The following is a 12,743-nucleotide window of genomic DNA, read 5'->3' on the forward strand; positions in this document are numbered from 1 at the left end:
GCGAGAGAAATTATCAATACACAGGCACAAAAAAAGCAGCATAGAAAATGCTGCTTTTTAGTGTCGAACAAATATGGTTTACTTACTAAACGTATTACCAAAGAAGTCACCATCGTTCCATTTTGGCTTATCTTTTTGGTTTGCTAGTGTCCAACCAATTTGCGCGTTGACCTTAGTAAACGTCTCCGCTGCATTCCAGTTGAAAGGCTGGTTAATATCATCGCTGGGTTTATGGTAGTGCGTAGATAAGAACTTACCAAATACCTTGCTGCCGTCTACGTTAGGATCTTTTGATTTAAGACCCGGCACCATAAATACTGAAGGTACACCTTGTTTTACAAACGCATAGTGATCTGAGCGAGTAAACAGCGCCTGCTCAGGCCATGGGTCTGGGCTTAGCTCGATATCGGCATTAGCTGCAGCTTTTTCCACTGACTCTTGCAAATCGCTGTGGTTCGCACCAAAGGCAATAACGTCTGCAAACTCGTAGGTTAGAATTGGCATATCTAAGTTTACGTTCGCCACCATTGATGTAACAGGTACGGTTGGGTTACGAGCGAAATAGTCTGCACCTAACAGGCCTTTCTCTTCACCGGTTACCGACACGAACAGAATTGAGCGCTTTGGCTTTTCTTTCATTTCGCTAAACAGGCGTGCAGTTTCTAACATCACTGATGTGCCCGACGCATTGTCCATAGCACCATTGTTAATGTTGTCTTTCTTCACTGTTTTGGCAAAACCAATGTGATCAGAGTGAGCAGAGAAAACCACGTACTCGTTTTTAAGCTCTGGGTCTGAACCTTCAAGTACACCCACGACATTCGGGCTTGTAATGGTGTCGTGCACACTCTTCTTGCTGATATCTACCACACCGTTAAGCGCAAAGCCTTGCGGTACTTTGTCAGCTTCAAGAACTGCATAAACGTCATCAAGGCTCTTTTCAGCACCTTCAAATAACTTACGCGCAGCGCCTTCACTCATATAAGCGCCACCTTTCAGTTGAGAAAAGCTATTTGCAGGCTGACCTTTGTCGTCTAACCAAGCCATACGCGGTGTATGAATATAGTTCAAGCGGCTTTGATAAGGACGCACTTTTTCATTTTTGGGCGTAGTAATAGTGATCATGCCAATAGCACCATTGTCTACCGCATACTTTTGCTTTTGATAGCCAGACGCAAAGTGAGCGCCTTCCTCTGATGGAAAGTCGCTTGGCTTACCAGCAAGGGCCACAACAATCTTACCTTCTACATCTAGGTCTTTGTAATCGTTGTGAGATAGCTCGTCAGCTACAATACCGTAGCCGACAAATACCATTTCGCCTTTTACATTGCCATCAGTGCTGAGCAAACTCGGGCTAGCTAAATACTCTTTTGGATAATCAAAATCAATGGTCTCGCCGTTTTGGGTGAAGGTAAACTTAGGAGACTCTTGAACCAGATTGGCTTTACGAAACGATACGTTTTGCACGTAACCGTCTGTACCTGCCGGCTTCAAACCATATTTGGCAAATTCGGTAGCAATATAAAGCGCCGCAATTTCATGACCGCGAGAGCCAGTATCACGACCTTCAAGTAAGTCATCTGCTAAGAAAAACAGGTGTGATTTAATTCGCTGTGTATCAGGGTTAAAAGCATTGTCTGTCGATGCGTGGTTGTGAGCAGTAGCAGCAAAGGTCATTGCTGTCATTGCACTACCTATTAGTAGTTTTTTTATCATTGTAATTTCACCGTATAACTAAGTGTGCGACATGGTAACGCAGTTAATAGGCGAAATACCATTAAACTGCATACGTTTACCATGTGTTTCCTACCGTTGCTCGCATTTTAGGAGCAAGGTAAAATTGTTAGCTAAACGCCGGTGTAGATTCCGGGAGTATTTATATTTTTAGTGAAGAGCAGCATCCATGTCGAAAGACGATATTCTTTACCGCGTTCAATTCATCAGCAATGGAGAACGTTACGAACTGTACGTTAGAGCCCTTACTCAGGGCGCTTTGTTTGGCTTCATCGAGATAGGTGACTTTGTATGGGATACCCATACGAGCGTTGTTGTAGATCCTAGCCATGAAAGGTTAAAAGCTGAATTTTCAGAAGTAAAAAAAACTTATATTCCTATGCACAACGTTTTACGCATTGACGCCGTAAATAAAAAAGGAACAGCCAAAATTACTAAATTAGAAAATAAATCTGATAAAGTAACGGCTTTCCCTAGTCCAATATATACACCAACGAAAGAGTAGCCGCCGGAGTCTATCCGGTAAAGGTTACCGGAGACCCTTATGTATCGCTATCTGTTAGCAGCATTACTACTTATTTGCAGCGTTAGTTCATCTGCAAAGAGCCTTGACGATGAAAGCTTGTATCAACTACTTGATGACATTTGGCAGTATGAGCTTTCGGTTTCCCCGCTTTTAGCGTCTCGCCAAGGCGATAGTTCCTTGGCCCATGTGCTACCCGATATTTCACCAGAAGCACTTAAAGCACAAAATGAACAGTGGCGTGTGTTTCAAAAAGCCTTAAGTCAGTACGAAAAAGACTCTATCTCTACTGACGCTTATATTGCTTTGCTAATGCAGCAATACCGTTTAGCCAACTATGTGGATGAATATACCTATCGCGCGCACTTGGTGCCCATCAACTCAGAATACGGCTTTCACGGTGCCATGGCCTCGCTTCCTAACTTATCTACGTTTAAGCGTGTAGAAGACTATCAGGCATACATTAGCCGCTTAAACGCACTTAAGCCTTATTTTAACCAGCAAATTACTTATATGAAGCAGGCGTTAAAAGAAGGCTACACGCAGCCCAAAGTCGTGCTGAAAGGGTTTGAAGACTCAGTTGCGTCGTATATTGTTGAAAATGCAGTGGACAGTGGCTTTTATTCTCCGTTTACCCGCTTTCCAGAGTACTTTACTGCCGAGCAAAAGGCAGCGTTAGCAGAGCAAGGCAAAGCAGCCATAAACAGCAGCGTGTTGCCTGCGTATCAAATATTCTACGACTTCATGGTAGAGGAATACATTCCTAATGCCCGTGAAGATATTGCCGCGAATAACTGGCCTGATGGTGTGGCGTATTACGCTAATAGAGCCAAGCATTACACCACAACAGATATGACCCCTCAGGAAATCCATGATTTAGGGTTGTCTGAAGTAAAACGCATTCGCGCGCAAATGCAGCAAATTGTGGATGAACTTAGCTTTGATGACGACATTAACGACTTCATTGCGTTTTTACGCGAAGACCCTCAGTTTTATGCCACCAGCGCTGAAGATTTGCTAAAAGAGGCGTCGTTTATTGCAAAGAAAATGGACGCAAAGCTTCCTTCGCTCTTTGAGTACCTGCCAAGAACGCCATACGGTGTAGCGCCTGTACCAGATGCTATTGCGCCTAAATATACAACGGGCCGTTACATCCACCCTAGCCGCGATGACCAGCCAGGATATTACTGGGTAAATACTTACGCCCTTGATAAGCGCCCTTTATATGCGCTGCCTGCTTTGACATTACACGAAGCGGTGCCTGGCCACCACCTTCAAATATCGTTGGCAGCAGAGCTTGAAGACTTACCTATGGTACGTCGTAACACCTATATTTCAGCGTTTGGTGAAGGCTGGGGTCTGTACTCTGAGTTTTTAGGTATTGAAGCAGGTATTTATGAAACGCCGTACGACAACTTCGGTCGCTTAAGCTACGAAATGTGGCGTGCGTGTCGTTTGGTTGTTGATACCGGTATGCACACGATGGGCTGGAGCCGTCAACAAGCGGTGGATTACATGATGGAAAACACCGCGCTTTCAGAACACAACGTTAATACTGAAATAGACCGCTATATCTCTTGGCCAGCGCAAGCGCTGTCATACAAAATTGGTGAAATCAAAATAAAAGGCCTTCGCGAAAAAGCAGAGACTGCTTTAGGTGAGCGTTTTGACGTGCGCAAATTCCATCGCGCCGTGTTAGAAAATGGCTCAGTTCCACTTTTCATATTGGAACAAAATATCAACACCTTTATAGAAGAACAAAAGGCACAATAAACATGATCGTTGCATTTGGTGTTATTGGATTACTTATCCTGTTTTTAATTTACTTTGTGCTGCGAGCGCAGAACTTACAGAAAGAGCTGGCGCTGTTGCGCCACTCGAATAAGCAGACTAGTAACAAGGTTACGTATGCTTATCGCAATCTTGTTCTTGTTACAGATGCGTTGGAAAAAAACCTTACCGCGCGTATTGAAAGTGCCTATAAAAGCCGTCTTATCGACCAAACTCAATATAATGCGCTGCACCCGCTTATGCGCAACTTTTCAACCATTATTATGGCTTGTTGTGAAAAAGGCATGTCTCTTGAAGAGTCTTTAAATAAAGCATTGCAGAATGAAGAAGTGACGCTTGAGGAAATTCGTGAGGTGGTGAAAGCACTTCCTAGCAACGTGCGTATGGTGTGGTCAAAAAATACCGCTGATGGTTTTATTGCTTTTTGCCAAACCGTTACAGCAACCGTAAGCGGTACTGCAGCAAAATCACAAAAAGAACCTTCATCTGAAGAGTAACTTTCTACTCTACGCCACTCGTTAGCGCTGATGCAGCGCTAACTTTATGACAGGGTCGTCTGCTTTACTATGTAGTAAGGCCAGCGACCCTAGCCATGTTCCTACCCTTTTAAAAGTTTAATCTTTTTACCTTTCCAAACTAATCAGTAAGTTAGCGCTTAAAACAACAAGCCAAAAACCTTTTGTCTTGAAAAGGGTTATTGCTGCACTATAATACTGTATAAAAATACAGTTTATTTTGAGTGCCATGAACAAATCGTTATCCGTGCTTAACAACCATCCGCATATTTGGCGGGCCAGAGATAAGAAGCAAAGTGAAGCCAAGTTTTCGCTGGGGTTTCCGCGTCTGGATAAAGCGCTTAACGGTGGCGTTGCCTCTACGGGGCTTGTACGTATTGCCTCACTAACCGGCGTGGGTGAGCTTTCGCTCTTTAAACAGGTTATTTGCCAGCATCGCACGCATAAACTGGTGGTATTTATTAACCCTCCTGGGCTACTACAGTCGCCGTGGTTAGAAAATCTGGGGCTTAAAGCGCAGCAAGTGCTGGTAGTAAAAACAAGTGCAGAACAAGAATCATTATGGGCAGCAGAACAGTGCTTAAAAAGTACGGCTTGCCATTGCGTGGTGCTGTGGAGTAATGCTATAAACCCAAAAGAAGCACGGCGCCTACAAGTTGCAGCAACGCATAACGACGCCCTGTGCTTGCTGTATACTCCACCGCAACAGCAGGCCTTACAGTTAGGCTCCCAAAAAGCCGACATGGGGAGCGATTCACAAGCCACCCTTTCGAATCAAAGCGACAGTGCATTACCCATTACTTTAGATATTGCATTAAAAGGTAACCCCCATGCTTTGGCAGTGAGCATACGCAAGCAGCGTCATGGGTGGCCCAAAGATAACATTGTTATTTCTCATCAGTGGACCCCTGACAATCAGGCCATTAAATGGGCCATGGCACACAACACGCTTTCCGACAAGGCGCTACACTCTGTGAGCTAATAATGTTGTGGGCTTATATTTACTGCTATCAACTTACTTTAGACAGCCACATAAAAGCGGCTAAAACTAAACGTACGCCCAGGCAAGGGTCTAGAGACGAATCTAACGGAAGTTCTTCTTCATTACCGTCAAATACACCTATTGCTGTGTATTGCAGTAAAACCAACAAAATTACGCAGTGTAATGATATTGCGAAAAAAGAAGGCATTGAAATTGGTCATGGACTTGCCCAAGCCGCGGCGCTGTGCCCCTACGTGCATATTCTGCCTTTCAGTGAAGAAGCCGAAAAGCATATGCTGACGCAGCTAGCCCATAGGCTGTATCCTCTTGCTTCTGACATCGTACTAGACAGCCACATTCATTCGAATGGCGTAAATGGTCTGGCAGTAAGGCTAGATAACCTAATCCATTACTATGGCGGGCATAAGCCGCTGTGGAAAACCCTAACTCAAGCACTCGCAGAGGCAAATATTCGCTATCATTTTGCTAGTGCATGGACGATTGAGGCTGCAAAGGTATTAGCCCTTCATCAACACAATACCTATATACATGCGCCAGATGATATAAAAAAAGCGCTAAGTACGTGCCCGCTTTCTATTACGGCTTTATCACCCAAAGTCATTGACTCGTTAGCAAGAGTGGGTGTTACCCGTGTACAGCAACTGTTGGCCATGCCGGTACAAGAGCTGGGTCGGCGCTTCGACAATAACACTATTATGTATCTTACCGCCTTACGAGGAGAAACCTTCCCTCGCGTTACGCTATTTAGGCCTTTGGAGCACTTCGATAACTTTATCCTATTGCCTTTTGATATTGAAAATACGCAGCACCTAACACCTTTTGTCACACAGCAGTTTGAGCATTTGTCTCACTATTTACGGGCCAGGAACTTATATACATCAAGCATAAGCGTGCATATTCATTTCAGAGAAGCACCTGTATTGGATATTAATATTCGCTCTGCAATGCCTCAGTCTTCGGTGCATAGTTGGCTACCACTGTTTAGCCTTAAAACTGAAAGCTTGGAGTTACCTGAGCCTGCCACAGCGATTGCGCTTACCTGTCAGCAATTTGAAGAAATGGATACGCAGAGTGGCGACTTTTTTAGCAATAGGTTTAATGACGTTGCACAAAAGCAATTGATTGGCCGCTTAAACGCCAAACTAGGTGATAACAGTACGTTTCAACCTCGCGCTGCCGACAGCCATCAGTTTGAATATATGACGGTGAACGAGTCGAGCGCCGACAATTATGTTTATAGCAGTGACATTACGCCCACCTTTACCTTTGATACACCTAAGCCGCTTATTCAGGCAACCCAAATTTGCTTTGGCCCTGTGCGATTACACAGCGAGTGGTGGCATGACAGCTCAACAAAGCGAGATTATTTCATCGCCCAGACTGAGCAGTGTGTAAGGCTTTTAGTATTTAAAGACGAAGAGAGCCGCTGGTGGGTACAGGGCCTTTTTTGTTAGCCGCATACAGTTAAAGAAAAGGTAAAAGCTAAATCATGAAATACAGCGAACTCTTTTGCCAAAGTAACTATAGCTTTCTTTGCGGCGCCTCTTCTCCCGCAGAGCTTGTGACCACGGCTTCTTTTCTTGGCTATGACGCGCTTGCCATTACTGACGAATGCTCAGTAGCGGGAGTCGTACGGGCTTTCGATGAAATAACCCATCAAGGCTTACCTATTAAGCTTATTGTTGGCAGTTACTTTGTATTCGATGAGACTTTATCTTTTGTGCTGCTGTGCCCGAACAAAGCAGCCTACAGCGAACTGTGCCGAATTATAACGAACGCGAGACGTCGCTCTGAAAAAGGAGAGTATCAACTGGCCGAGTGGGACTTACGTACCATTCGTCACTGCAAATTCATTTGGCTACCTAGCGGAAAAGAAGCCCACGACAAACATTGGGCTGAGTGGCTGCAAAAACACCCTAGCATTGATGCCTATATCGGTGCTCAGCGTCTATTAGACGGGCAGGATCATCAGAAGTTTGCGCACTACAACCATTTACAGTCTGCCTACCCCTTTCCTGTTATCGCCTGTACAGGTGTACTCATGCATCACGCTGACAGGCTACCGCTTCAACATGTTTTACATGCTACACACCAGCATACCAGTGTAGATAAAATAGGCCGGGAAGCATTGAGTAACGCAGAACGTAGTCTGCGCACCATACAAAAAATAAAGAAGCTCTACCCTGAGAAGTGGATAGCCAATACCAATGCCCTAGCCCAGGTATTCACGTTTTCTTTAGAAGAGTTGCGCTATCACTATCCTTCGGAACTTGTGCCACAGGGCTATACACCCACATCGTATTTACGGGAGCGCGTAGAAGCCGGTATTAAAGTGCGCTTTCCAGAAGGTATAACCTCTGAAATTCGCCAAATTATAGAAAAAGAACTAACACTTATTGCCGAACAAGAATACGAGTATTTCTTTTTAACCATTTACGACATTGTTCAATTTGCTAAGCAGCAGCGCATTTTGTACCAAGGACGAGGGTCGGCAGCTAACTCTGTAGTGTGCTATTGCCTAGAGATAACGGCTGTAGATCCAAGGCAAATAAGCGTACTGTTCGAGCGTTTCATATCTAAAGAACGTAACGAGCCGCCCGATATTGATGTGGATTTCGAGCATCAGCGCCGTGAAGAGATCATTCAATACATTTATCAAAAGTACGGCAGAGAAAGAACCGCTATCGCGGCTACCGTTATTTGCTACCGCTTTAAATCAGCATTTAAAGATGTGGGTAAAGCGCTTGGCTTTAGCGAGTCACAACTTGATTTTGTAGTTAAACAAATCAATCGTCGAGACAGCGTTATTCCGTGGAAATCTCAGCTAGCGGGGCTTGGGTTAAACCCTGAGGAGCCTAGAGTACAGCAGTTAATTACCCTTACCGAAGCTTTACTAGGCACGCCCCGACATTTGTCGCAGCATGTAGGCGGTTTTGTTATTAGCGCAGGACCGCTTTACGACCTTGTACCCGTTGAGAACGCCGCAATGGAAAACCGTACCATCATTCAATGGGATAAGGATGACATTGAAACCTTGGGCTTGCTAAAAGTAGATGTGCTGGCGCTAGGGATGCTAAGCGCTATTCGTCGTGCATTCTCTCTTATCAATAAACAATACTCTGTTGAAACCAGTATTCCATTTATCACTAAGCTCGGAGATGACAAACAGGTATTCGATATGATCTGTCGTGCCGATACCGTAGGCGTTTTTCAAATAGAATCACGGGCTCAGATGTCTATGCTGCCAAGGTTAAAGCCCCGCCGCTATTACGATTTGGTCGTACAAATAGCCATTGTACGGCCAGGCCCGATTCAGGGCGATATGGTCCACCCTTATTTGATACGTCGCCACGGAAACGAAACCATTAGCTACCCATCTAAAGATGTGAAAAAGGTGCTCTCTCGCACTATGGGTGTGCCTATATTTCAAGAACAAGTGATTCAGCTTGCTATGGTTGCCGCTGGCTTCAGTGGCGGAGAAGCCGATCAGTTGCGACGCGCTATGGCTAGCTGGAAAAAAGACGGCAGAATTTTTGAGTTCAGAGATAAACTCATTAAGGGTATGACGGATAAAGGCTATGAAAGTACGTTCGCTCATAACTTATTTGAACAAATCAAAGGTTTTGCAGGGTACGGCTTTCCCGAGTCTCACTCAGCGTCTTTTGCGGTATTAGCTTATGTGTCTTGTTGGTTGAAGTTTTACTTCCCCGTCGAATTTTACGTGGCGCTATTAAATAGCTGGCCCATGGGGTTTTACTCTCCTTCTCAGTTAGTTCAAGACGCTAAGCGCCATCATATACGGGTGGAGGCGCCCTGCGTGAACCAGTCAAACACAGAGCACACTTTGATTGTAAAAGGCCAAGAAAAGTACATACAACTTGGTCTTAAGCTTATTAAAGGTTTAAGTGAAGCGTCGTCCCAGATTATTGTGGAAAACCGTACAGCAAAAGGCTACAACAACGTTGAACAGTTACAGCAGCTTTCGCTTAAAAGTAATGAGCTAGAGGCACTTGCCAGCGCCGATGCGCTTCGTACTATTTCAGGGAACCGGGACGAAACTCGCTGGCGAATTATGGATACACAAACGCGTTTACCGCTATTTGATACCGATGATTTTTATGCAGATAAAAGTGCCGCCCCCCTTGGCGCTAAACCCTCTGAAGCAGAAAACTTACTTGAAGATTATGCCTCGACAGGCTTGTCTGTAAATAACCATCCTATTTCACTGCTTAAGCAGCAACATGAGCTTAAAGACATAAGCTGGTCAAATTCACTTAAAGATAAAAAAAATAAGTCTGTTATTAAAGTACTTGGGGCAGTAACTGGTCGACAGGCCCCAGGTACTGCCGCAGGCGTTACCTTTCTAACTTTAGAAGATGATATAGGCAATATGAATGTTGTGGTATGGCAAGCTACGGCGCGCGCTCAGCAACAAACTTTTTTGAAAGCCAAGCTTCTTCAGGTTAACGGTATTATTGAACGTTCAAAAGAGGGGGTTATTCACATTATTGCGGGTAAGCTTATCGACCGTACATCTTGGCTCGAAAAGCTGACTTTAAACTCTAGAGATTTTCACTGAACCTTTTACAGAGACAAAGCAATAGATTATGGTCTGCGAAACGGTTATTTTATGAATGATAATTCCCTTTTTTGTTGAGTAGCATATAGACAATTCCGCTATACCTGTAGAGAACAGTTATCATTTTTGGAGTATAAAATGATGCGATGGATTGCGCTTTGTTTTATCTGCTTATTCAGTCTTAGTAGCTACGCAGATAAATATATAGTTGGCGCACAAGATTTAGCTTACTTCCCTCACTACGATTTTTCTTCGCCTGTAGATAAAGGGGTTGCTTGGTCAATTTTAGAGGCGTTTTCTGAAGCTTCTGGGCACGAATTTATTTATTTGAGTTTGCCTATAAGACGGCTTCAACTCGAGCTAGTTAAAGGTAATGTTGATTTTGTATACCCTGATAACAGAGGCTGGTATAACAGCATCACCACATCAAGCGATAAGCATTTTTCACTGCCCTTAACCAATGCAGTAACAGGAACTATCGTTAAACAAGAAAATGTTGGACAAGGTATTGATGAGATAAAGCATCTAGCCATGCCACTAGGTTTCACACCAGTAAACTGGCAACAAAGAATAGACAGTAAACATACAAAAATTACTTGGGTTACGAATATACAACAGGGCTTAGCCCTTCTATACCAAGAGCGCGTCGACGGGTTAGATTTGGAATACTTTGTTAGTCAAAGATCCGCACCGCTAGCGTATGAGAAAGGCGCGTTTACTTTAGATTTAACGCTTCCTCATAACGAAATCCCTTTTTCTTTATCTACCCTTTATCATAAAGACATTATTAGTGAACTGAATGATTTCATATCCTCAAACCCCGAATTAATTGATAGTATAAAAGCGAAATACGGAATAACCCCTTTTGAGCAATTGTCTCATCAGCTTCTTAACGAACAAGGATTGGAAATTGAAGAGGTTTGGAAATAATAAAAACGCGCTATGGAAACCCTTGTAAAAACTTCAATAATGTCAGTAATGTAGACTTTATAAAACTTAATCCCTTCTTATTCTAGAGCCCTATCCGACTGAAATAACGGCCTTTTTTTGGTTGGATAATTTTTTGCTTGTTGATCATCAGATCAAGGAGCAATTATGAAACAGTTATCACTACTTTTATTTTCTTTTTTAATCATTTTTACCGCTAATAGCGCGCAGGCAAGGCAAACTGTCAGTGTCGACTATATGCACGGTTTTGATGATATCGACGGTATGCGCTTCGCATACAGACCACTTGAACAAACATTAGCGACAGATTGGTTTGGCGACATAAAGCTTTACTGGGAAGTGAGCGCGGTTGTTTGGGAATATGGCGAGAACGATACGCACAGTACAAGTTATGGCGCATCACTGACTCCTGTTTTTATGAAACAAGTATCCACACTATATGACAAGTACCCTGTATATATAGAAGCGGGCATTGGCGCAAGTTACATTGGCGATCAAAAAGTCGCAGGTAAAGATATTGGCTCTAACTACCAGTTTGAAGACAGATTGGGCGTGTTTGTAGAGATTGATAAGAAACAACACGTTGCGCTGCGTTACATGCACTTTTCAAACGGTGGCTTTAACAACGACAACCCAGGACTAGACTTCCTTAACTTATCATACGCCTACCATTTCTAAAGAAATGGGGTCAGTGTCGTGACTCTGACCCCACTATTTTCTTTCGTCTAAACGCAAAAACCCGCCGTTAGGTGGGTTTTTCTTAATGGGACCTGGCAGTGTCCTACTCTCACATGGGGAAACCCCACACTACCATCGGCGCTAATACGTTTCACTTCTGAGTTCGAAATGGTTTCAGGTGGTACCGTATCGCTATGGCTGCCAGGAAAAACTGGTTTGCAGTAGCGTTTACTGCGTAAAGCTGATATTTATCAACTTCACTGAATTCTGTTAGCTTACATACTTGGATACTATAGCTTCTATATAAAGCAAAAAACCCGCCGTTAGGCGGGTTCTTCTTAATGGGACCTGGCAGTGTCCTACTCTCACATGGGGAAGCCCCACACTACCATCGGCGCTAATACGTTTCACTTCTGAGTTCGGAATGGATTCAGGTGGTACCGTATCGCTATGGCTGCCAGGAAAAAACTGGTAACAATTTGGGAAAGATAATATTAATTCAATCAGTGAGTAACTGCTTTTTACTCTTACTTGCTTACTTTAGCTTGTCTACAACACTTCCAAAAGCCTAAAGCTTTTTGGGCGTTGTATGGTTAAGCCTCTCGGGCAATTAGTACAGGTTAGCTTAACGCCTTACAACGCTTCCACACCCTGCCTATCAACGTCATCGTCTATAACAACCCTTCCAGAACTTAAAGTTCAGGGATGACTCATCTTTGGGCCGGCTTCCCGCTTAGATGCTTTCAGCGGTTATCCGTTCCGAACATAGCTACCGGGCAATGCGATTGGCATCACAACCCGAACACCAGCGGTTCGTCCACTCCGGTCCTCTCGTACTAGGAGCAGCTCCCATCAATCATCCAACGCCCACACCAGATAGGGACCGAACTGTCTCACGACGTTCTAAACCCAGCTCGCGTACCACTTTAAATGGCGAACAGCCATACCCTTGGGACCGACTTCAGCCCCAGG

General features: G+C 44.1%; 9 protein-coding genes and 3 rRNA genes (1 of these 12 only partly in view). 8 read left to right on the forward strand and 4 right to left on the reverse strand.

Translation table 11 applies throughout. From position 1 onward, the window contains the following. Positions 1-78 precede the first annotated feature (78 nt). Entirely contained in the window at positions 79-1,716 is a 1,638-nt protein-coding gene (locus ACXACS_RS01510) for a M28 family metallopeptidase (RefSeq protein ID WP_474803221.1), read from the reverse strand. 187 nt (positions 1,717-1,903) lie between these two features. Here ACXACS_RS01510 and ACXACS_RS01515 point away from each other — a divergent pair, with 187 nt between their 5' ends. The 8 genes from ACXACS_RS01515 to ACXACS_RS01550 all read left to right on the forward strand — a co-directional run bounded on the left by ACXACS_RS01515 (position 1,904) and on the right by ACXACS_RS01550 (position 11,771). Beyond that, on the forward strand, positions 1,904-2,239 hold the full coding sequence (locus ACXACS_RS01515; RefSeq protein WP_474803224.1) for a DUF1820 family protein: 336 nt from the start codon (positions 1,904-1,906) through the stop codon (positions 2,237-2,239). A gap of 39 nt (positions 2,240-2,278) precedes the next feature. Beyond that, on the forward strand, positions 2,279-4,030 hold the full coding sequence (locus tag ACXACS_RS01520) for a DUF885 domain-containing protein (protein ID WP_474803227.1): 1,752 nt from the start codon (positions 2,279-2,281) through the stop codon (positions 4,028-4,030). Between the two features lie 2 nt (positions 4,031-4,032). Beyond that, a complete protein-coding gene (locus ACXACS_RS01525; protein ID WP_474803230.1) occupies positions 4,033-4,545 on the forward strand; it encodes a hypothetical protein in 513 nt (170 codons plus the stop codon). Between the two features lie 247 nt (positions 4,546-4,792). Continuing rightward, complete coding sequence (locus ACXACS_RS01530; RefSeq protein WP_474803233.1) at positions 4,793-5,545, forward strand: recombinase RecA; 753 nt, start codon at positions 4,793-4,795, stop codon at positions 5,543-5,545. A gap of 2 nt (positions 5,546-5,547) precedes the next feature. Beyond that, positions 5,548-7,020, forward strand: a complete 1,473-nt coding sequence (locus ACXACS_RS01535; protein ID WP_474803236.1) for a Y-family DNA polymerase — start codon at positions 5,548-5,550, stop codon at positions 7,018-7,020. 35 nt (positions 7,021-7,055) lie between these two features. Next, positions 7,056-10,145 (forward strand): error-prone DNA polymerase, encoded by a 3,090-nt coding sequence (locus ACXACS_RS01540; protein ID WP_474803239.1) that lies wholly within the window; start codon positions 7,056-7,058, stop codon positions 10,143-10,145. Between the two features lie 138 nt (positions 10,146-10,283). After that, positions 10,284-11,075, forward strand: a complete 792-nt coding sequence (locus ACXACS_RS01545) for a hypothetical protein (protein ID WP_474803242.1) — start codon at positions 10,284-10,286, stop codon at positions 11,073-11,075. A 165-nt stretch (positions 11,076-11,240) separates the two neighbouring features. Beyond that, positions 11,241-11,771, forward strand: coding sequence for an acyloxyacyl hydrolase (locus tag ACXACS_RS01550; protein WP_474803245.1), 531 nt, complete (start codon positions 11,241-11,243; stop codon positions 11,769-11,771). 90 nt (positions 11,772-11,861) lie between these two features. On the opposite strand, the gene rrf (ACXACS_RS01555) is transcribed toward ACXACS_RS01550, so the two are convergent. The 3 genes from rrf (ACXACS_RS01555) to ACXACS_RS01565 all read right to left on the reverse strand — a co-directional run. After that, positions 11,862-11,977, reverse strand: a 5S ribosomal RNA gene (rrf, locus tag ACXACS_RS01555). Positions 11,978-12,117: 140 nt separating this feature from the next. Beyond that, positions 12,118-12,233: ribosomal RNA gene (gene rrf / locus ACXACS_RS01560) — 5S ribosomal RNA — on the reverse strand. Positions 12,234-12,360: 127 nt separating this feature from the next. After that, a 23S ribosomal RNA gene (locus tag ACXACS_RS01565) occupies positions 12,361-12,743 on the reverse strand (it continues 2,493 nt past the right edge of the window).

The organism is Alteromonas sp. AWM4_230, assembly GCF_056158305.1.

What these genes read in the sequence shown, in the direction of transcription:
- ACXACS_RS01510 (WP_474803221.1), bottom strand. Translation starts at nt 1,716, where the DNA reads ATGATAAAAAAACTACTAATAGGTAGTGCAATGACAGCAATGACCTTT.
- ACXACS_RS01515 (WP_474803224.1), top strand. Translation starts at nt 1,904, where the DNA reads ATGTCGAAAGACGATATTCTTTACCGCGTTCAATTCATCAGCAATGGA.
- ACXACS_RS01520 (WP_474803227.1), top strand. Translation starts at nt 2,279, where the DNA reads ATGTATCGCTATCTGTTAGCAGCATTACTACTTATTTGCAGCGTTAGT.
- ACXACS_RS01525 (WP_474803230.1), top strand. Translation starts at nt 4,033, where the DNA reads ATGATCGTTGCATTTGGTGTTATTGGATTACTTATCCTGTTTTTAATT.
- ACXACS_RS01530 (WP_474803233.1), top strand. Translation starts at nt 4,793, where the DNA reads ATGAACAAATCGTTATCCGTGCTTAACAACCATCCGCATATTTGGCGG.
- ACXACS_RS01535 (WP_474803236.1), top strand. Translation starts at nt 5,548, where the DNA reads ATGTTGTGGGCTTATATTTACTGCTATCAACTTACTTTAGACAGCCAC.
- ACXACS_RS01540 (WP_474803239.1), top strand. Translation starts at nt 7,056, where the DNA reads ATGAAATACAGCGAACTCTTTTGCCAAAGTAACTATAGCTTTCTTTGC.
- ACXACS_RS01545 (WP_474803242.1), top strand. Translation starts at nt 10,284, where the DNA reads ATGATGCGATGGATTGCGCTTTGTTTTATCTGCTTATTCAGTCTTAGT.
- ACXACS_RS01550 (WP_474803245.1), top strand. Translation starts at nt 11,241, where the DNA reads ATGAAACAGTTATCACTACTTTTATTTTCTTTTTTAATCATTTTTACC.